This is a genomic window from Rhodococcus sp. BP-160 (assembly GCF_019836205.1).
In the GTDB taxonomy this organism is placed as follows: Bacteria; Actinomycetota; Actinomycetes; order Mycobacteriales; family Mycobacteriaceae; genus Rhodococcoides.
The window spans coordinates 275,804-294,613 of the sequence record NZ_JABUEK010000004.1; the positions used below are offsets into that span (position 1 = coordinate 275,804).

The 18,810-nt window shown below is 64.8% G+C and carries 19 protein-coding genes and 1 riboswitch; of the genes, 6 read left to right on the forward strand and 13 right to left on the reverse strand.

Annotation, left to right across the window (positions count from 1 at the left end):
- Positions 1 to 126 precede the first annotated feature (126 nt).
- From HQ306_RS17415 to HQ306_RS17430, 4 genes are all read right to left on the reverse strand, one after another.
- Positions 127 to 1,773 carry a nuclease-related domain-containing DEAD/DEAH box helicase gene (locus HQ306_RS17415; protein WP_222632993.1) on the reverse strand — a complete coding sequence of 549 codons (1,647 nt, stop codon included), beginning with the start codon at positions 1,771 to 1,773 and terminating at the stop codon, positions 127 to 129.
- Between the two features lie 483 nt (positions 1,774 to 2,256).
- Positions 2,257 to 3,780, reverse strand: a complete 1,524-nt coding sequence (locus HQ306_RS17420) for a GIY-YIG nuclease family protein (RefSeq protein WP_222632865.1) — start codon at positions 3,778 to 3,780, stop codon at positions 2,257 to 2,259.
- A 626-nt stretch (positions 3,781 to 4,406) separates the two neighbouring features.
- The gene (locus HQ306_RS17425; RefSeq protein ID WP_222632866.1) at positions 4,407 to 5,042 is read right to left on the reverse strand and encodes a VWA domain-containing protein; all 636 of its coding nucleotides are present in this window, start codon (positions 5,040 to 5,042) and stop codon (positions 4,407 to 4,409) included.
- Positions 5,043 to 5,075: 33 nt separating this feature from the next.
- Positions 5,076 to 5,690, reverse strand: a complete 615-nt coding sequence (locus tag HQ306_RS17430; RefSeq protein ID WP_222632867.1) for a DUF4352 domain-containing protein — start codon at positions 5,688 to 5,690, stop codon at positions 5,076 to 5,078.
- Between the two features lie 172 nt (positions 5,691 to 5,862).
- On the opposite strand from HQ306_RS17430, the gene HQ306_RS17435 reads away from it, so the two are divergent.
- The gene (locus HQ306_RS17435; RefSeq protein WP_222632868.1) at positions 5,863 to 7,062 is read left to right on the forward strand and encodes a sensor histidine kinase; all 1,200 of its coding nucleotides are present in this window, start codon (positions 5,863 to 5,865) and stop codon (positions 7,060 to 7,062) included.
- Positions 7,063 to 7,066: 4 nt separating this feature from the next.
- On the opposite strand, the gene HQ306_RS17440 is transcribed toward HQ306_RS17435, so the two are convergent.
- Positions 7,067 to 7,849, reverse strand: coding sequence for a 3-oxoacyl-ACP reductase (locus HQ306_RS17440; RefSeq protein ID WP_374197682.1), 783 nt, complete (start codon positions 7,847 to 7,849; stop codon positions 7,067 to 7,069).
- Positions 7,841 to 7,935, reverse strand: a riboswitch (TPP riboswitch). (Overlaps the previous gene by 9 nt.)
- Positions 7,936 to 8,008: 73 nt before the next feature.
- On the opposite strand from HQ306_RS17440, the gene HQ306_RS17445 reads away from it, so the two are divergent.
- The 4 genes from HQ306_RS17445 to HQ306_RS17460 all read left to right on the forward strand — a co-directional run bounded on the left by HQ306_RS17445 (position 8,009) and on the right by HQ306_RS17460 (position 10,955).
- Positions 8,009 to 8,656 carry a response regulator transcription factor gene (locus tag HQ306_RS17445; RefSeq protein WP_222632869.1) on the forward strand — a complete coding sequence of 216 codons (648 nt, stop codon included), beginning with the start codon at positions 8,009 to 8,011 and terminating at the stop codon, positions 8,654 to 8,656.
- Positions 8,657 to 8,727: 71 nt separating this feature from the next.
- Positions 8,728 to 9,813: a MerR family transcriptional regulator gene (locus HQ306_RS17450; protein ID WP_308115458.1), complete on the forward strand. Its 1,086-nt coding sequence runs from the start codon at positions 8,728 to 8,730 to the stop codon at positions 9,811 to 9,813.
- Positions 9,810 to 10,295: a hypothetical protein gene (locus HQ306_RS17455; RefSeq protein WP_222632870.1), complete on the forward strand. Its 486-nt coding sequence runs from the start codon at positions 9,810 to 9,812 to the stop codon at positions 10,293 to 10,295. The genes HQ306_RS17450 and HQ306_RS17455 overlap by 4 nt, the downstream gene beginning before the upstream one ends.
- A 243-nt stretch (positions 10,296 to 10,538) precedes the next feature.
- Positions 10,539 to 10,955 (forward strand): DUF1801 domain-containing protein, encoded by a 417-nt coding sequence (locus HQ306_RS17460; protein ID WP_222632871.1) that lies wholly within the window; start codon positions 10,539 to 10,541, stop codon positions 10,953 to 10,955.
- A gap of 20 nt (positions 10,956 to 10,975) precedes the next feature.
- Here HQ306_RS17460 and HQ306_RS17465 read toward each other — a convergent pair whose 3' ends face one another.
- The 6 genes from HQ306_RS17465 to HQ306_RS17490 all read right to left on the reverse strand — a co-directional run bounded on the left by HQ306_RS17465 (position 10,976) and on the right by HQ306_RS17490 (position 15,967).
- Entirely contained in the window at positions 10,976 to 11,665 is a 690-nt protein-coding gene (locus tag HQ306_RS17465) for a hypothetical protein (RefSeq protein ID WP_222632872.1), read from the reverse strand.
- A gap of 42 nt (positions 11,666 to 11,707) precedes the next feature.
- Positions 11,708 to 12,142 (reverse strand): hypothetical protein, encoded by a 435-nt coding sequence (locus HQ306_RS17470; RefSeq protein WP_222632873.1) that lies wholly within the window; start codon positions 12,140 to 12,142, stop codon positions 11,708 to 11,710.
- A gap of 238 nt (positions 12,143 to 12,380) precedes the next feature.
- Positions 12,381 to 13,133, reverse strand: a complete 753-nt coding sequence (locus HQ306_RS17475) for an endonuclease/exonuclease/phosphatase family protein (protein WP_308115459.1) — start codon at positions 13,131 to 13,133, stop codon at positions 12,381 to 12,383.
- Between the two features lie 31 nt (positions 13,134 to 13,164).
- Positions 13,165 to 13,767: a lactate utilization protein C gene (locus tag HQ306_RS17480; RefSeq protein ID WP_222632875.1), complete on the reverse strand. Its 603-nt coding sequence runs from the start codon at positions 13,765 to 13,767 to the stop codon at positions 13,165 to 13,167.
- Entirely contained in the window at positions 13,764 to 15,230 is a 1,467-nt protein-coding gene (locus HQ306_RS17485) for a LutB/LldF family L-lactate oxidation iron-sulfur protein (protein WP_222632876.1), read from the reverse strand. Before HQ306_RS17485 ends, HQ306_RS17480 begins: the two co-directional genes overlap by 4 nt.
- The gene (locus HQ306_RS17490) at positions 15,227 to 15,967 is read right to left on the reverse strand and encodes a (Fe-S)-binding protein (RefSeq protein ID WP_222632877.1); all 741 of its coding nucleotides are present in this window, start codon (positions 15,965 to 15,967) and stop codon (positions 15,227 to 15,229) included. The genes HQ306_RS17485 and HQ306_RS17490 overlap by 4 nt, the downstream gene beginning before the upstream one ends.
- A 70-nt stretch (positions 15,968 to 16,037) precedes the next feature.
- Between HQ306_RS17490 and HQ306_RS17495 the strand changes: the two genes are divergently transcribed.
- Positions 16,038 to 16,721 (forward strand): FadR/GntR family transcriptional regulator, encoded by a 684-nt coding sequence (locus tag HQ306_RS17495; RefSeq protein ID WP_222632878.1) that lies wholly within the window; start codon positions 16,038 to 16,040, stop codon positions 16,719 to 16,721.
- 1 nt (position 16,722) lies between these two features.
- Here the strand turns inward: HQ306_RS17495 and fbaA are convergent, their stop codons facing one another.
- Positions 16,723 to 17,745: a class II fructose-bisphosphate aldolase gene (fbaA, locus tag HQ306_RS17500; RefSeq protein ID WP_222632879.1), complete on the reverse strand. Its 1,023-nt coding sequence runs from the start codon at positions 17,743 to 17,745 to the stop codon at positions 16,723 to 16,725.
- Between the two features lie 44 nt (positions 17,746 to 17,789).
- Positions 17,790 to 18,794, reverse strand: coding sequence for a LacI family DNA-binding transcriptional regulator (locus HQ306_RS17505; protein ID WP_222632880.1), 1,005 nt, complete (start codon positions 18,792 to 18,794; stop codon positions 17,790 to 17,792).
- Positions 18,795 to 18,810 lie beyond the last annotated feature (16 nt).

An 18,810-nucleotide genomic window follows, 5' to 3' on the forward strand; every position in this document is an offset into this window, starting at 1 on the left:
GGTCAGGACAAGGAACCGAGACTTGAGGGTGAACGGGCTGCAAGCTCGCCTTGCGGGTTACCGTCACACAGACGACAGCATCGGCGAACTTCACTAGTTCGACATCGCGCGCCGTACCTCACTGGTTCAGACTCCCAACCGTCGTGCCAAATCTAGCCCGCCCACCTCCCGGATGAACTCCGGATCCCCACACACTACGAGTTGGTCTCGCGGCCTCGACAACCCGACATAAAGCCGCTCTCTGGAGCGCTCACGGCTAACGGTTTCGTTGACTGCCAGCACCACCGCACGACGCTCGAGACCTTTGAACCCGAGCACGTGGCCGTAGAACACCTGCTCGGTGTCCCAGAAACTGTCCCAGTACGCCACATGGCCCTCGCCCTGCCGTAATACCTGCTCCGGGTGACGACTGCCCGTCGTCAACATCGCCAGATCCTCCGGCCGCCACCCCGCGTCGAGGAGCGCGTCGACCTGATCGTCCGCACGATCGAGAGCGTCGGCGGCCGTGCACGGCACCATCGTGACCTCGGGCCCCTCCCCACCCAGCAGACGCATGCGCTGTCCGGCAAGAGAGGTGAAGCACGACGCGATCTGTCGGGTGTTGCGCAGGTTGTGGTCGAGGACGATCGGGACGAGTTGCAACGGTGGCGTCCCCTGCCGATCGAAGACACGTTGTGCTTCGTCGCTGAACACATAGATTCCACCCTGATCCGGCTCACGAAGCGATTCCACAACCGGCCGCCACCACGCGTCCGCGAAATCCTGAGCCTCGTCGATCACCACCGAATCGAACCGACTCCGCCACTCCAAGCTATGAGCGAGGCCCGCCATCTGATCGGGGAGATCCTGCTCCCAGAACCGCACACTCGCCGCCGTGCGCACCGACTCGTCTGGACCACGCGCAGCACCCCACTCGATCCCCAACGAATGGAACTCGCCCACGTACGCCGGCTGTTCCTTGCGGGGCCACGTCGAAGTCAGTCGGCGCAAATACGAGGCGAGACCGTGCGAATAGCAGACCAACGCGACCCGCTCACCCGATCTAGACAGGCGTCGAGCCTGCTCGACAGCGAGGAAAGTCTTTCCGGTTCCGGCCCCGCCCCGGACCTCGACGCGGTTCAGTAAGCGGATGGCGCCGAGGATGATGGATTGCTGAGAGGTCAGTGCGTCCACATCGTCCTCGTGGGCGATCGCTCGTGCCAACACAGTGGCCTGCGGTAACCCCCGTCCGCTCAGGGCAGCCGACAACTGCTCCACGCCTGCGGGACCCATTGGACGACCCGACTTCTTGCCGGTCAAAACCTCACGCAGCAGGGAGACCAACGAGCTCAACTGTGTCCGGTCGATCGCGCGCCACCGCGGGCAGTCGGGCCGTGCGAAGTCCGCCGGTAGCTCGGTGTTCGGGAAGACGACGACGTGGTCCCACAGAACGCGACCCTGAGTCCAGCGCGGATCGTTCTCGACGTAGGCGCGCAGTGCATAGCTCGAGCCCAGAACCTGGTTGACTGGATCGATAGGTACGTCTCCCTCGCGGCGGCGCTGCAACCACGTACGGCCGTCGTGCGAGATCTGCCCGCCCTTGACCTCGAGACACACCACACCGAGTCCGTCGAGACCGACAACGAAGTCGATTTCGTGGTCCTTGGCGCGGTCCGTGACGCGTTGATTCGCTGCGACGAAGTCGTTTTCGTCCAGTTGTTCAGTCAGTGCATCCCAAACGGCACGCTCAGCGTCGTTGACGAACTGCGGATCTTCCAAGTTGCGCAGGTGCATCGATTCACAGTGCCATAGGGATCGACTGTAAGTAGCGGTTGTAAAGGTAGTGGAACGATTCCGGCCGCAGGTACACACCACGGTGTCGTGGCTGAGCGAATTTATCGGCGGCCTCCTTACTAACTAGTGTGTTCCGGACTCGCATTTCGCGAACCACTCTCGCGAGTTGTCAGTTGGATTCCTGCGAGTGTTGCCCATCTAAAACCTTGACGATCGCCTGCCCGGTCCGAGGATCGCTGTAGACCAGGGGACCCGACAAGACAGGGCCGAGCGCAGCCATGGCCCTGTCTTGTCACCGCGGCGGAAGGTTAGCTCGACGACAACGCGGACATTAGCTTCGCCACGTGTGGTAGCGATCCGGCCAGGCCACTGTCGTGGGCGGGGTTAAGGCGGATTCACCGAAAACCACCTCGTTGCTGCCTTCACGGAGGAAAGCTACGACGCTCGATGTCACCCGCCTGAACGCGACGGAGCCACCGCGCCTCAGACTGCGCCCAGCGCTTCGGTATGCAGCAAAGTCGAGTGATACCTCCCGTACGACGACCGACCTCCTCGCACCGAATCAACCAGCACCGCCGACGCGGGCGACCACGGCAGATCGTTGACAACGCTTTGCAGAGGCCAACTCAGGGAGATGTCATCGCCGGCGGCGGCCAAGTAACCGACCGTCGTGAACGTAATCCCAGGGTTGTCCGCCACGAGCTCGTCAATCGATCGACCTGCCTGAACTTCGAGGGCGGAGCGCGAAACTACCGCCGTTCCAACGAGCTCCGCAGTCGGTCCATTCACATCGCGGACGATGTAGGCGACCTCCATCGCACCGACATTGACGGTGAACATGCGGCGGCGTCCCGGCCCGGCTTTCGTCGCCGGGAGGCAGGTAAGACCCCAACTCGTCCCTGCGTCCGACGACGAATCGGGAATCGACGCCGCAATGAACTCGCCCAACCACCGGAGTGCTCGACCATCGATGTCGAGGTCGTGGAATCTCTCGAGCTTGTGTTTCGCCGAGGAAGGCTGGTCCGATTCTTGGGCGGTATCGACGACTGCATCTCCATCGGCAACTGGCTCCAGCTGGTCAACCTCCTCCAGCGACGGTTCACTCATCTTCGTTGACGGAGCCGGATCGGACCGCACCTGCGATGACAAGACCGCAGCTGCTGCGAGCTGTGGACAGTGCGACGGCTTGTAGCCGGACTGCCGCTTCCGCATCACCGCCAGCGCGTGATGCGCGGCAGCATCGGCCACACCGGGAATCGCGAGCGCCGTTGCGAGGTAGGAGACATCGTCTACCTTGATGGTGCGCTCGTTGACACCCGCGGACTTGTGGGCCGATGGCCCAAGCCAAACGCCCAGGGCCAGCTTGCGCCACTGATTTCGGCTTCGAAGAAAGCGTTTGGGGATCCGGCTGCCGTCGACGAACATTCTTACTTCCAGGTGGTCCGACGCCGGCGGGTTCCAGATATACAACGTCTCCAGCATGGCCATCGACACACACGCGAACCGAGAACTCGACGACCCCGGGAAACAGCTGACAGTCCAGTAGGTCCCCTCGGTTCGTGCCGGGAACGGGACACAGCTGCTCAAGTATGCGCTCACAGCGTCCACGATGGCGTCACTGCGTAGATGCTGCTCCAATTGGTTGAACGACGAAAGATGAGCTGCACGTTGAGTAGCCGTGTACTCGGGTGCTGCAACAGTATCGGCTGCATTCACGGCGACTGGATCGAGAAGCCATTGCGCTTGGTCGTCCGGCGCCACGACCGAGTCGAACACGCTCTCTCCGGTAAGCGTCATCGCATGTTCGCGATTTCGAAGCGTGAAGCCGGCCTTCTGCGCACTGTGTACGAGGCTGCGTTCTACCGATCGCAGTTCGAGAGTCGGATCGTCCAGCATCCGCAGTCTGAATGCCGCGATGTCGTTGTGGCGCTTTGCGTGCTGCTTCAGCCGGGAGCGCAGATCGGTAGAGATTCCGATGTACGCCTCGTGGTCCTGCGATTCGAACATGTACAGCCCTCTGATCCTCGGTCCAACGTTGTCCAGTTCGTCGACCGTGTATGGGCATTCTTGACCGAAACCGTTGGACGCCGACCATTGAGCCAATTTGGGGTCACCAGACCACATCGAAATTCCCTTCGCGAGACAACTCGCTGGAATCTAGCCGATGCCTCCGACATGGCGCGCTCGATCCCCCTACACGGTGCCGATAGTGGAAATATCACGGCAAATGAACCAGTTACACCGCGGTCGTCACACCACAGCCGCGGCGTCACCGATCACTTTGAGGCCCGACCGGACAGGACCGACCGTAGTCAGCGCCCTAGCGAGGGCCGAGGAGCCTGTCGAAGTACACGATCAGCGCACCGCGGAACCCGGCACGGTCCGACAACTCGGTCGAGGTGGGAGTCCATAGATCCGAACAACGTCTCGATGCTCTTGGCGCGTCTGAAATATCGGTGACGTGGTTGTTCCCAGGTCAACTGATACCACCGTGCACCTGCATGAATTCCTTCGCCACGAACGATGCGCGCTCGCGATGCCAACACCCCCGCGCGATTCTTCCACAATCGGTGGTGCGCGTCGTCGCCTTTGACAGCCCTCTCCACATCGAGTGCTCTATGTGGAGAGGGCTGTCACCGCCCCGCTCGCCGACGATCCCCCTCCGAGAACCCATCCACCTGCTGCATCCCGTGAGCCCGCTTCCGATCCTGGTAGTCCACCACCGCCGAGAACGCCGCGCTCACACCCACCGACGAGGCGTCGTAGGTCAGCGACTTGTCGGCCTTGAAGCCCATCTGCGAACCGGTGTCCACCGCGTCCATGTTGGCTCCCAGGAACACGAAGTCCCACCCGTACTGCGATTCCTGCTGCTCGATCAGCTCGCGAACTGCCTGATTCGACCACTCTCGACTCGAGTTCTCCTGTCCGTCGGTCATCACCAGCACGGTGACCGATCCCGGCCGTTCTTCCTCGGGTAGGGCCGCAAGCGACGAGCCGATCTCGGTGACGAACTTCCCCACCGCGTCGTACAACGCCGTCATTCCGCGGGGTACCAAATACAGCGGAGGGACCTGGTCGATCGGTGTCGAGTCGTAGACCATCGCGTACTGATCATCGAACTGCGCCAGCGTCACGACGGTTGTTCCGTCGTGACCACGCTCGGCGTCGATGAAGGCGTCGAAGCCACCGCGGGTGTCGTCGGCGATGGACGACATCGAACCGGAACGGTCGAGTAGAGCTGCAACGAGGGACGAAGAAGAATTTGGCATGGGAACTCCAGACGTGGAACGGATGATTGAAGATCAGGCGACGGCGACTGTGACGCCGCCCGAGAACAAGGAGTCGTGAAGCTCGATCTCCGACGGTGCGGTTCCCGCCGGCACGTCGTAGACGAGTGTCGCCACGAGCGAGTTGCCCGGATTGATCTGCGAGAAGCCGAGATTCGGGTCGTTGGTCACCGTCGCGAGTGTGTCGGTCGAGTACTCGCGGCCCTGTCCGTCGAGGAGCTTCTGCGACGTCGTGTCGAACAACTGCTGCTCGTTGCCGATGTTCGCGACGTTCACGGTGACCAGCACGTACTCGCCCTGGGGCGTCTGCGACGTGTACTGATCCCCCACCGAGACGACACCGCGTTCGACGTTCTGTACGACGAACTCGAACTTGCCGTCTCGCACAGCCGCGCCGATTCCCGGCGCCTGCTCGGCAGCGGCGGGTGCCTCGACGTTCGGCGCTGCCTGCGCGGAGGTGCTGCTGCTGCCACCCGTCGGCGCGCTCTCACCACCACCCGCCAGATTGACGACGACACCGATGATGACCAGGGCACCGATCGCCGTCAGGATCTTGTGCCGCAGAAACCAGTTCTTCTTGGCCGGCGGCTGCTGTGGCTGCATGTACGGGTTCTGCGGAGGCTGAGTCATGGCAAGTCCCTTCGGATGTGCGGCACCGGTCGGTGCGTCCCATCAAGGACACCGCACTGACCCCGTCCCACACCTCGTCGAACAGGACGGATCCCTGTCCTCCTTTCGGTCGGAGTCGGCGACCGAAGAACGGGCGCCCTTGTCGGTCGGTCCCCGTACGGTCAGCCATGTGATGACCACTGCTACTACGGTTCGGCGTCGCGCCTGGACCGTCGGCGCGGTGACTCTCAGCCTGTTCTGCACGTTCATGACGGTCGGGCTGGCAGGCGCGTCCGGCACTCCCGTCTGGAATGTCGCACTGGGTTTCGTCCTCAACGTCGCTGCGGCCATCGCGCTGATCTGGCGTCACGACAAGCCGTGGCTCGTCCTCGCCATGGCTGTCGCCGGGCCACTGTTCTTCGCCACCGATGCGACCGCTGCGCTCATCGCCCTGCACGCGGTCGGCGCTGTAGCGGGAGGTCGGCGGCTCGGCGGCGCGGCAGCGGCGGTCTACCTCGCCTGCGCGGTCTCACTCACCTACGACGCATCCCGTCGGCGCGACTACTCCGTGTTGACCATCGGCGTGAAACAGGTCGACGGTGATCCGCCGCCGACGTGGTCGCTTCCATGGTGGCTACCTTTGCTCGTCGCCGCGGTGCTCGTCGCCGTCGTACTGGGACTGTCCCAACTCCGCCGAACGAAGACCGATCTCGACGTGGCTGTCCAGTCGCGTGATAAGGCGACCGCCCAGTCACAGCGCATGCACGAGGACATGCTGATCCAGCAGGAACGCTCGCGGATCGCGCGCGACATGCACGACACGCTTGCGGCCGGTCTGAGCCGAATTTCTCTGCTGGCAGGCGGATTACAGGTGGGCAGCAACGACGGTCCGGAGAAGATCTCGAATACCTCCGCTCTGATTCGCGCCACCGCCCACGACTCTCTCGACGAGCTCAAGCGCATCATCGGCGTTCTGCGTGGATCGGAGACGGGCGGCGCCGATGCCGGTCGCCGGAGCCTGGCGGGCATCGGTGACCTCGTCGACGCGGCACGATCAGCCGGATGTCGGGTGACCCTGGTCCAGGACATCCACCCTGGTGTCGTCGGCGATCTCACGAGCCACACCGCGTATCGGATAGTTCAGGAAGCCCTCACCAACAGCCAGAAACACGCGCCCGGTGCACCGCTGCACATCACCGTCAGCGGAGCCGACACGAATGGCATCAGCCTGACCGTCCGCAACCACGTTCCGGCGACGATGAAACCGGGACCCGGATCGCGCAGTGGGCTGCTCGGTCTCACCGAACAGGCGCACACAGCCGGCGGATGGGTTCGGTGGGACATGACCGGCGGCGAATTCGTCGTCACCGCGTGGCTGCCCTGGTACTCCTGACGTCTCAGTCCTTGACCAGCCCACCGTCGACGACGAGGTTCTGTCCCGTCACTGCTCGGGACCACGGCGAGGCGAAGAACAGAACGGCGTCGGCGAACTCGGCCGGCGTGGTGACTCGGCGCAACGGCGTGCTCTCGGCGATCATGTCGAAGACGGCCGGCGGCGTAGCCGCACTCGCATCGGTGGTTCGCAGGAGCCCACCGGAGACCATGTTGACCGTGATGCCATCAGGACCCAGGTCGGCGGAAAAGGTTCTGGTCAACGCCAGCAGCGCAGCCTTGGCCGCCGTGTAGTCGTGGTACGGCACCACCGGGTTCTGGACGAGGTTGGTCCCGATGGTGATGATCCGACCGAAGCCGTTCTCGCGCATGCCCGGCACCGCAGCGCGGGTGGTGTGGAGCGCGCCCGCCACGCTGCCGCGGAACTGGGCGTCGAACGCGGACCACTCGATCTCGTCAGCTTTGGCCCGCGCATCGCCGTTGAACGAGAAGTCGACGAGCGCATTGTTGACGACCGTGGTGACAGTCGACTCGAAATGCTCTCGCGCCGTGTCGAACAGGGCGTGGACTTGATCGCTGTCGGTGACGTCGGCCTGCACTGCGAGAACACGATTCGCGCCGAACTCGGCGACCAGGGCGTTTGCCGCGGCCTCGCTCCGGTGGTAATTCACGACGACTCGGGAACCCTGGTCGAGGAACGCGCGGGTGAGCGCGACGCCCAACCCACGCGCACCGCCCGTCACGACCACGACTTGTTCCGTCAGGGGCACTGCTTGCCGTTCGCTCACTGTCGACATCCCTCCGCCGGCATGACCCGGTCAGGTTCGACGGGTGTGTTCTCAGCCGAGTCGGTTCGGCACCCCGTGTCGGGGTCCATCACAGCACGAGGCGGAGCGGTCGAGGAATGTGGACGGGCTGTCGGTGTTGTTCGCTACGGTCGACGCATCATGGACTCCGATGCGGTGATCACCGTGCTGATCGTGGACGACGACGCCTTCGTGCGACGCGGTATGGCCGACATCTTCTCGGCGACCGAGGACATCGTGGTCGTGGGGTCGGTGTCGGACGGCGACGAGGTTCCGGCAGCGGTGTCCTCCACCAGACCGCACGTCGTTCTCATGGATCTCAAGATGAGCCGTGTCGGCGGACTCGAGGCGACTCGTGCGCTGATGGCGTCCCTGAACCCGCCGAAAGTCGTGGCGATGACGTCCATGGACGTGGACGACCTCGTGGTCCACGCGATCGAAGCGGGCGCCCACAGCTTCCTCAGCAAGTCCGAGCCCCCGGAGACGTATCACCAGTCGATCCGCGCTGTGGCTGCAGGCAACACGTTGTTCTCCGAGGATTCGCTCCGGCGGATCGTCGCCTCCACACGTGCGCCGCGGCCCACGACGACGCTGGACGCGCTCACCGAGCGAGAGCGAGAGGTGCTGTCGGTCATGGCATCGGGAGCCAGCAACCCGGATATCGCACGGCGCTTGTTCATGTCGGAGACGACGGTCAAATCGCACCTTTCTGCGGTGAACCACAAGCTCCAGGTGTCCAACCGAGTCGAAGCGGCGTTGGCAGCATTCCGAGCTGGGTTGATCGAGTAGCGAGCACCCTCGAATGCGTCCCGGTTCTCGCTGGTTGACCTTCATGTAGGTCGAAACCGCATGCTGACGGGGTGTCAGATGCCGAGTTGATGTCCATCGGGTCGTTCGCGCAGCGGTGCGGTCTGACGGCGAGCGCCCTGCGCTTCTACGCCGACTCAGGATCGCTGCTGCCGGCAGTGGTGGACCCTGTCACCGGGTATCGCTTCTATCGCGAAGACCAGCTCGCGAAGGCGGTCCTGCTGAGGCGACTCCGCGAGATCGGCATGTCCCTTCCGTCTGTGAACTCTGCTCTCGACGCGGACGTCGTCGACGTGATTCGCTTCGTCGATGATCACGTCACCACGGTGATGCGCGAGGCCGAGTCGGTGCGGCAGCAGGCAGCCGCCATCACGAGCGCCCTGGCTGAGCGAAGCGGGCTGCAGATCGCCCGACTGAGCGGGCCGGTCTTGGCCTCCGCGATCGAACAGATCCTCACCGCCACCATCGACGACCCGGACATCGCAGTCCTCGGCGGCGTCCATGTCGAAGCTGGGCCCGGGGCCCTGACAGTGACCGCCAGCGACCGCTACCGGCTGTCGACACGCACCCTGGTCAGCCACGTCGACAGTGCGGCGGGCTGGGCCGCGACAGTGAACGGCGACGACCTCCGTCAGTGCCTCGGCGATCTGCGCGGTACGTCGTCAGTGAGCGTGGATGTCACCGATCACGGTATGACGTTGCGACTGATCGGCCGCGGTGATCATCACTGCAGATTCGTCTCCGAGCCCTTCCCCGACTACCGATCGATGCTCGACTCACTGCCGGCGGTGACATGCCGTGTCGAGGTCCCTACAGGAGCGCTCCTGCATGCTCTCGAACAGCGATCGAGTGATCGAGTTCGGTTGTGCAGCAACGACAACAGTCTCGTGGTTCGCGGTCACTCCCTCCCGGACATCGAGCTACCGGCCCGCGTGAACGGGTCCGCGATCGACGTCTGGTTCGAGATGACCACTCTCTACCCGGCCATCAGCACCGCCGTCGGTGCTGACGTGATGCTCGATTTCCGTGGGTGCGACCAGCCCGCCACTGTTCGCTCGGCAGACCGAGGAGATCTGACCACCCTCGTCATGCCCATCGCAGCGCCGCGTGACACCACGACGAAAGGACACAGGCCATGACACGAACTCCCGCAAGCGACCCGACGATGAACGCGATCGCCGCGGCCGTCACCGAGGGGCGCGGTGGAGATGTCGGCGAGGCGCGTCGACAACTCCTCGCGCTGTGGCAAGACATCGGTGTCGACGGCGATCCCCTGCATCGGTGCAGCCTCGCGCACTACCTCGCTGACCTCTACGAGGATCCCGCGCAGGCACTCACGTGGGATGTCCGAGCACTCGACGCGGCACATGCCGTCAGCGAAAAACGAGCTCAGGATCATCACGCGGGACTTAACGTCGCCGGCTTCTTTCCGTCGCTGCATCTCAATCTCGCGGACAACTACTGCAAACTCGGGTCTTTCAACGCGGCTCGCGAGCACATCGAATCTGCAAAGGAATGCTCATCGACGCTTGCCGACGATCCCTACGGGGATCTCATACGGGGCGCGATCGGCAGGGTTGACGCGGCCATCTCGAGGCACGACGGCGGCGATCGCTTGTAGTCGCTCCTCGAGCCTGCGTCATGAGCGCACGAGACTCGAAGACATTTGTCGCGATTCGACGTCGCGTCACGTTTCTTCCTGCAGACAGAAGGACTTGGTGTGATGTGTGTGCCGGTGTTCGAGCTGCCGCCGGCGAAGTGGATTCCTCCGGCCTTGACGACAAGACGACGGCGCGACTACAAGCCATTCTGGAGGACCGTCGTGCCGAGCTGACACGATGAACTGTGTGGCACGATTCCATCCATGGCCGAGCCCAGCACGAAGCCGACTGACGCCGACGTCGCAGACTTCCTCGCCGCCGCGACGCCCGCACGTCGCCGGGAAGACGGACTCCGTCTCGCCGAGATCTTCGCGGAGGTGACAGGGGCCGAGCCCGTGATGTGGGGTCCGTCGATGGTGGGCTACGGCAGCTATCACTATGTCTCACCAGTCAACCCGCGCACCCGCGGCGACTGGCCCAAGGTCGCGTTCTCACCCCGCAAAGCACAGCTGTCGCTATACGGGCTCAAGGATTTTCCCGAGGGAGCGGCGCTGCTCCCCTCGCTCGGCACTTACACCGAGGGTGCAGGGTGCTTCTATGTGCGCAGGCTGGACCAGATCGACCTCAATGTACTGCGCCGCCTCATCGCCATCGCCTGGGCACGTGGGGACGACGAGTAGACCGGCCGCCTTGCGCTGAGTCAGTACGTCAGGTTCGCCCCGCGCGACATGAGGACTGCATTGCTCCCGGCGAGCAGACAGGAAACCCCGTCCTCTCGCGAGACGCACGTTGCGCCACCCACGGTAAGGGTCTCGCCGTACTGCAGCACAGCCGCATCGGATGCGGTGTAGATCCCCTGTGTGGTGCAGGTGTGAACGGCACCTGTCGCTTCGATGCGGACGGCGTACTTGTCGTTGTCCGCATTGCTGCACACCGGACCGTCCACGGGCGCGACGCTGGTCACCGCCTGACAACCGACCGGTCCCGCCGAGGACGGAGTGGGATAGATCGCGCAGGCGACGTTCCCCGTCGGCGACGTGAAGAAGTAGCCGTCCCCGTCCCCGTCCGCGCCGGTGTTGGCGAACGGTTCCGGGTCGACTGCGACTTCCTCCGAACCAGGCCGCGCCGGATACATGTTTCCGTCGGGCCCAAGCGTCATGCCCGGCTGAGCCCCACCAGCCTGCTCTGCGTCCTCGCTGGACGGGGTCTGCTGAGAGGTGGACTCGTCCATCGGTTCCGTCGTGGGGGTCGTCGACGGTGCGGCCGCCACGGACGAGGCACTGGTGGACGTCCCCACCGATGCAGTCGAGTCACCTCCGATGGTGCATCCCCCGACAGACAGGGTCACCACGCTCGCGATCAGTACGGCCACAACGGGACGATTGGACATGAGCACCTTCCTCACCGTTGCTGCCTCATGAACAGGACTCGATCACGCGGGGACCCGCACCTCGACGGACGGGCCGGCGACGAAGTGCAGCGACTCGGTCGTGACGCTGAGAACGACTCGGCCCGGCTTGGTGTCGACTGCGATCTGATTGCCCGTCGTGATCGGGGGAGGAAGGGGCCCGCGGCCGGTGGTGGTCACGCGGCTGGACACCGTGCCGCGTTCGTTCGTGTCGAGGTTGTGCCAGTTCACCTGCGCAACAACTGAACACGGGGTGCTGAAGTACGCGACCCACGCTGTCGTCACCAGGGCCGTACCAGGTCGATCGTGCGGAGTGCGAGCATTCGACGTCAGTTGCCCCGCACACTCGATGCCGTTGAACTCCCCGAGCGTGAACGTCTGGCCGGGGAACATCGTGAAGTCCTGATGGTCTGCCGACGCCGTTCCCATCGTCGTTCCGACGGCGACCGCTGCGGACACGGCAACTACCGCTCCTCGAGCCGCCCATCGCCGTGAAGCACTGCCGCGTGGTGTCGCCATGAACCGACCTTCCGTTCGGGTATGCGTCCCCACGGACCGTAACAACGGCGACGGCCATTACTCATAAACATCCCATAACGATCGTTTCGGGTACGAATGGTCGAGTGGGACACGTGGCGAAGACCTTCAGCGGACGTCGTCACGTCCAGCGACACTTGATGGGCACTCGAGTACTACTTCATGTCTGTGCCAGCTCGCAGACGACCCCGGAGTGATCGCTCAGACGCAGGTCACCCGTCGTTCCCGGCCACGTTCGCAATGCGACACAGTCCACATTCGACGCTATGTGATCGATGAGCTGGCCGTCATCGGTCGTCCCAGCCGTGTGGCACGTCCACCGCGTCATCACTTCGGCGAGACGGTCCGCAACCAGAATGGGCTGCCTCGCACGCGGGATCTTCTGATTGAAGTCACCGGCAACGATGACCGGTACAGACGCCTCGAAACCGTTGACCAGATCCTCGATCTGGTCCAGACACGCAAGGTGTTCGGACCACGGCGCGGCGTCGCGGCGCCCAGTGCTGACGTGAGCGCGAGACCAGGGAATGCACACCGCGAGCAACCGGACCGCCCCGATGGGTGTGTCCGTCAATGCGGTCACGACACGTCCGGCGCCACCACCGCTCTCGATCCGAATCACGTCCGAGAAGGGCTGCCGGGAGTACGCCAATACTTTGCGACGGTCCGGTTCGATTGCATATCCCCAGTCGCCGCCATCGAGGGTGTACCCGTCGTCTGGGAGGAGACCGCGACGTCCCTCCGTCACGACGAGAATGTCGGCTGTCAGTCTCGCCAGACGGTCCCGCACCGTTGCACCTCGTCGACCGCGCGTGGTCGCCCACTCGACGTTCCAGGTGGCGACGGTGGTTCGGGTAGTGCTCACGCGGTGCAGCCTAGAAGGCTCGAATATGCAGTGGATCTTGGCACGCACACGTGGATGTCACGGCCTCTCGCTCTCTGCATCAGCCCACGATCAATACATCCAACCGCCTAGGCCCGTGGACCCCCTCCACCCTGTTCAGCTCGATGTCACTGGTCGCACTCGGCCCACTGATGAACGTCAGCGGCCGCGACGCATCGAGCACCGCGAACGCCTGCGGCACCGTGTCCACCACCTGCTCCGCCCTGACGATGCAGATGTGGTGATCGGGCACCAGCGTCAACGCTCGTCGCCCCTGGGCCTCGCCCGCGTCGAGCACGATGGTCCCCGTCGCCGCGATCCCCACCCTGCAGCCTGTGACGACAGCGTCGACGGCATCGAGTTCCTTCACCGACAGACCGTCGTCAGGCACGGTCGTGACTCCGTCGACCCACGCCGACGGCACGTCCGCAGGAATCACCACGCGCGCCCCGTCGGCCAACAATCCACGAATGGTCGCCGCGATCTCCGACTCCACCACCCGATATACCTGCGCCCGGTAGTCGTCGACCGTCTCGGCGAACCGCTCCACATCACCGCCGCCCGTCAGCGCAGCCCGGTCGTAGTCGCGCGGAACCTCGACACCCGTCGCGCCACCCTCGGTGGCCGATCGGATGCGTCGCAGAATCTCCGCCTTGGCACTCATGCGTCGTCCTCGTGTGTTCGTGCCCACCACTGGCGGAACGTCTCCTTCGGTGGCGCCGGCATGTCGCGGCTCGTCGTCCACAACGACCCGGGGAACGGAAGCGACTCGATGTGCCCCTTCTTGCCCGCCAGCAGTCGTCCGACTCCGGCGGCCTTCTCTGCCATCCCGAACCGCTTCGGCGAGTTCATCGCCCACCCCGCAGCCCGCATCGCGATCTCCTGACCGCCAGGAATCCCGCCGCGTTCGGAGTCGACCTGCTCGGCGCGCAGATGCACCAGGATCTCCGGGATATTGATGCGTACCGGGCACGCATCGAAACACGCCCCGCACAGTGACGACGCATACGGCAGTGAGGCATTGGGGTCGTCGTGGCCGGTCGTGCCGGTGAGCTGCGGCGAGAGGATCGCACCGATCGGGCCCGGATACACCGACCCGTAGGCGTGACCGCCGGTCCGCTCGTACACAGGACACACGTTGAGGCACGCGCTGCACCGAATGCAGTGCAGCGCGGCGCGACCCACCTCGTCGGCAAGCACGTTGGTCCTGCCGTTGTCGATGAGCACCAGGTGGAAGTTCTGAGGTCCGTCGCCCTCGTGCACCCCGGTCCACATCGAGGTGTACGGGTTCATGCGCTCGGCGGTCGACGACCGCGGCAGCAGTTGCATGAACACCTCCAGATCCGCGAACGTCGGCACCAGCTTCTCGATGCCCATCAACGTGATGAGGGTGTCGGGCAGCGTCAGACACATCCGCCCATTGCCCTCGGACTCGACGACGGCGAGCGTGCCCGTCTCGGCGACACCGAAGTTGGCGCCACTGATCGCGACCTTCGCCGACAGGAACTTCCGTCGTAAATGCTCCCGTGCGGCCATGGCCAGTTCGCGCGGCTCGTCGGTGATGGCCGGGTCGACACCGGGCATACGGCGCAGGAAGATCTCGCGAATCTCCGCGCGGTTGCGATGGATCGCGGGAACCAGAATGTGGCTGGGCTTGTCGTCGCCGAGTTGGACGATGAGCTCGGCGAGGTCCGTCTCGATCGCGGCGATCCCCTCGGCCTCGAGGTACTCGTTGAGCCCCGTCTCCTGGGTGGCCATGGACTTCACCTTGACCACCTCGTCACTGCCCGTGGCCTTGACGAGGTCGGTGATGATGCGATTGGCCTCGTCGGCGTCTCGCGCCCAGTGCACCACTCCCCCGCGGGCGGTGACGTTGGCTTCGAGCTGGTCGAGAAGCTCCGGCAGCCGTGACATCACGTCGGTCTTGAGGGCACTGCCTGCGAGGCGCAGCTCCTCCCAGTCGTCGCACTCCGCAACAGCACCCAGCCTCTTCTCACGAATGGTGCGAGTGGCGGCCCCGACGTTGCGGCGCATCTGTGTGTCCTGCAGTGCGCGCTTGGCGGCCTTCGGGAAGCTCTCCTCGCCGCGAATATTCCCGATACCGGGCGAGCCCAGGAACGTTGTCATCGTGCCTCCGTCGATGCCAGGATCTCCGCCAGGTGCACAGTTTTGACGCCGGTGCGCAGGCGGGACAGTCCACCACCGATGTGCATGAGGCAGGACGAATCGCCGGCGCTGCACACCTCGGCTCCGGTGGACAGCACGTTGGCCATCTTGTCCGAGAGCATCGCTGTCGACGTCTCGGAGTTCTTCAGCGCGAACGTGCCGCCGAAGCCGCAGCACGACTCGGCACCGGGCAGCTCGACGAGCGTCATCCCGCGCACGTTGCGCAGCAGTTCGAGGGGTTTGTCGCCGACCCGCAGCATCCGCAGCGAATGGCACGTCGGGTGGTAGGTGACCCGGTGCGGGTAGTACGCGCCCACATCGGTGACACCGAGGACGTCGACGAGGAGCTCGGACAGCTCGTACGTGCGGCCCGCGATGCCCTCGGCACGCGTGGCCAGGTCCTCGTCACCGGCTCGGCGCGCGACCATCGCGTGCTGGTGCCGCACCGACCCGACGCACGATCCCGACGGTGCGACGGCAACGTCCCACGTGGCGCGCTCGAAGACCTCGACATGGTGGCGCACCAGTGGCGCAGCCTCTTTAAAGTATCCGGTGTTGACGTGCATCTGACCGCAGCACGTCTGATCCGACGGGAAGACGACGGTGTGGCCGAGCCGTTCGAGCAGTGAGACGGTCGCCTTCGCCGACTCGGGGAAGAGAGCATCCGCCAGACAGGTGGCGAACAGAGCGATCCGCATGGAGCCTCCAGAGCGTGTGGTCTGACCACAGTAACCCCTGTGGTCGGACCACACCAGCTATTCTCCGACAATGCGCGCACACGAGGTGGTTCTCCACCGCATCGAACAGGACCTGGCGGCGGCCCGACTCCGTGTCGGCGACCGACTGCCGGCCGAGCGCGCACTCGCGGAGGAGCTCGGCGTCGGCCGCAGCTCGGTTCGCGAGGCCATTCGCGTCCTGGAGGCGATGGGCGTCGTGAAGACGTCGGTCGGGTCCGGCCCCGACGCGGGAGCAATCGTGGTGGCGGACCCTGCCACATCCATCGGCTCGGCACTGCGCCTGCACATGGCCACGCAGTTCCTGCCCATCGCGGACGTGGTGCAGACGCGCGTGCTCCTCGAGTCGTGGGCGCTACGCGAAGCCGCGGCACGCACCCCCGACCTCACAGCCATCGACGAGCTACTCGACCGAATGGACGACCAGAGCCTCGAACCCGATCAGTTCCACCGCCTCGACGCCGAGCTGCACGTACGGTTCGCCGGGCTGGCCGGCAACGTGCTGATCGAGGCGATGATGACCTCGCTTCGCGACTCGATTCACGGCTACGTCATGGACGCCGTGCCGATGCTGGACGACTGGTCGTCCGTCGCCGTGACGCTCCGATGCGAGCACCGTGGCATCGTCGACGCGCTGCGCCGGGGCCACGGCGCGAAGGCCGCCACCCTGGCGCGCGAGCATATCGAGGGGTTCTACGGGCTGATGCGGCTCGACTGAGTCACCGCATCGTGCGCCCGGCCGACCCCAGCATCTCCGTCGCCTCGACCACCCGTGCGGCCATGGCGGTCTCGGCGGGCTTGCCCCACGACCGCGGGTCGTAGGCCTTCTTGTTGCCGTAGGCGCCGTCGACCTTGAGCACCTGGTCGTACTTGCTGATCATGTGCCCCGCGATCGACCGGGTGAAGGCGTACTGGGTGTCGGTGTCGATGTTCATCTTCACCACACCGCTACGCACGGCGGACGCGATGTCCTCGGCGCTCGAACCGGACCCACCGTGGAACACCAGGTCGAACGGCTTGTCCTTGCCCGAGTCGGCGCCGATGACGGTCTGGATCTCGTCGAGGATCTCGGGGCGCAGGTGCACGGAGTCGGGGTTGTAGACGCCGTGGACGTTGCCGAAGGTCAAGGCCGTCAGGTAGCGGCCGCGCTCCCCCGCGCCCAAGGCAGCGATGGTGGCGCGGGCGTCGTCGACGGTGGAGTACAGCTTGTCGTCGATCTCTGCGGACACGCCGTCCTCCTCGCCGCCGATCACACCGACCTCGATCTCCAGGAGCGTGTTGGCTCTGACCGACTCGTCCAGCAGCTGACGCGCGATGGCGAGATTCTCGTCGAGCGGAACGGCCGACCCGTCCCACATGTGCGACTGGTACAGCGGATCCAACCCGCGGGCCCGACGCTCGATCGAGTCGGCCAGCAACGGACGCACCCAGTCGTCCAGGTTCTCCGCGGGGCAATGATCGGTGTGCAGAGCGATCGACACGGAGTAGTGCTGTGCGACCTCGTGCGCGTACAGCGCCAGCGCCTTCGACCCTGCGAACCGGTTCTGAACCTTGTTGCCCGACAGATAGAGCGCCGTCCCGACCGACACCTGGATGATGCCGTCGCTCTCCGCCTCGGCGAAGCCCTGCAGAGCGGCGTTGAGGGTCTGCGAGCTGGTGACGTTGATCGAGGGGTAGGCGAACCCGCCCTCCTTGGCGCGGTCGAGCATCGCCACGTACTGGTCGGGAGTTGCGATCGGCATGGTGAGTCCTGTCCTGGTGAGGGTGAATCAGGCTGTGAGGTGAATCAAGTTGTGGCGCAACCGCACGAGTTGCGGTGATGGAACGTGGTCGGCACGTACACGTGTCGCGGATCCCCGGTGTAACCGTCGATGCGCTGCAGCAACATGTCCACCGCCGTACTGCCCAGCCTCACGACGTCCTGTCCCGACGCCGTCAGGCGCGGCTCGAACAGGTCGGACCACTCGAAGTCGTCGTAGCAGACGAGGGCGACGTCGGACGGGATGGAGAAACCGAGGCCACGAAGCGCTTTCATGGATCCGATCGTCATGGAGTTGTTCATGGTCACGATCGCGGTGGGACGGTCCGGCCGCGTCATCAGCGCCCGCACCTCGCGTTCCGCGACGTCGACGCTGGACCGGCCGTCGAGCACCAACTGCGGGTCGACGTCGATTCCGCGATTCGTCAGTGCCCGTTCGTATCCCGCGTAGCGCTCGACCGAGGACGAGATGCCGGCCAGCCCGCGCACCACGGCGATGCGTCGGTGACCGAGATCGAGCAGGTGCTCGGTCAACTGGTACGCGGAGTGATCGTTCTCGGGGCCGACCTGATCGCACGCCACGTCCAACAGCCGGTCGATGAGGACGAGCGGGGTACCGGTGCTCGTGATCGCGGGGATGGTGTCGAGCTCGGAACCCGATGCGGGCGCGAGGATCATCCCGTCGACCTGACGGTCGAGAAGTGAATCCACCACGCGCCGTTCCGAGACGACGTCGTCGTGCGAGTCGCCGAGGAACATGACCAGCCCCGCGTCCGACAACATGGATTCGATCGTGTGCACGAGGCTGCCGAAGTACGGGTTGGTGAATGCCGAGATCGACAGGCCGACGGTGTGCGTACGACCCGCGGCCAACGACCGGGCGACGACGTTGCGGCGGTACCCGATCTCGGTGATCGCGGTCTCGACGCGTTCCCGCGTCGACGCGTTCACCTTCCGGGTGCCGTTGAGGACGTGCGAGACCGTCGACACCGACACGCCCGCGCGGCGAGCCACGTCGTCCATGGTCGCCATGTCAGGCCGGTCGCCG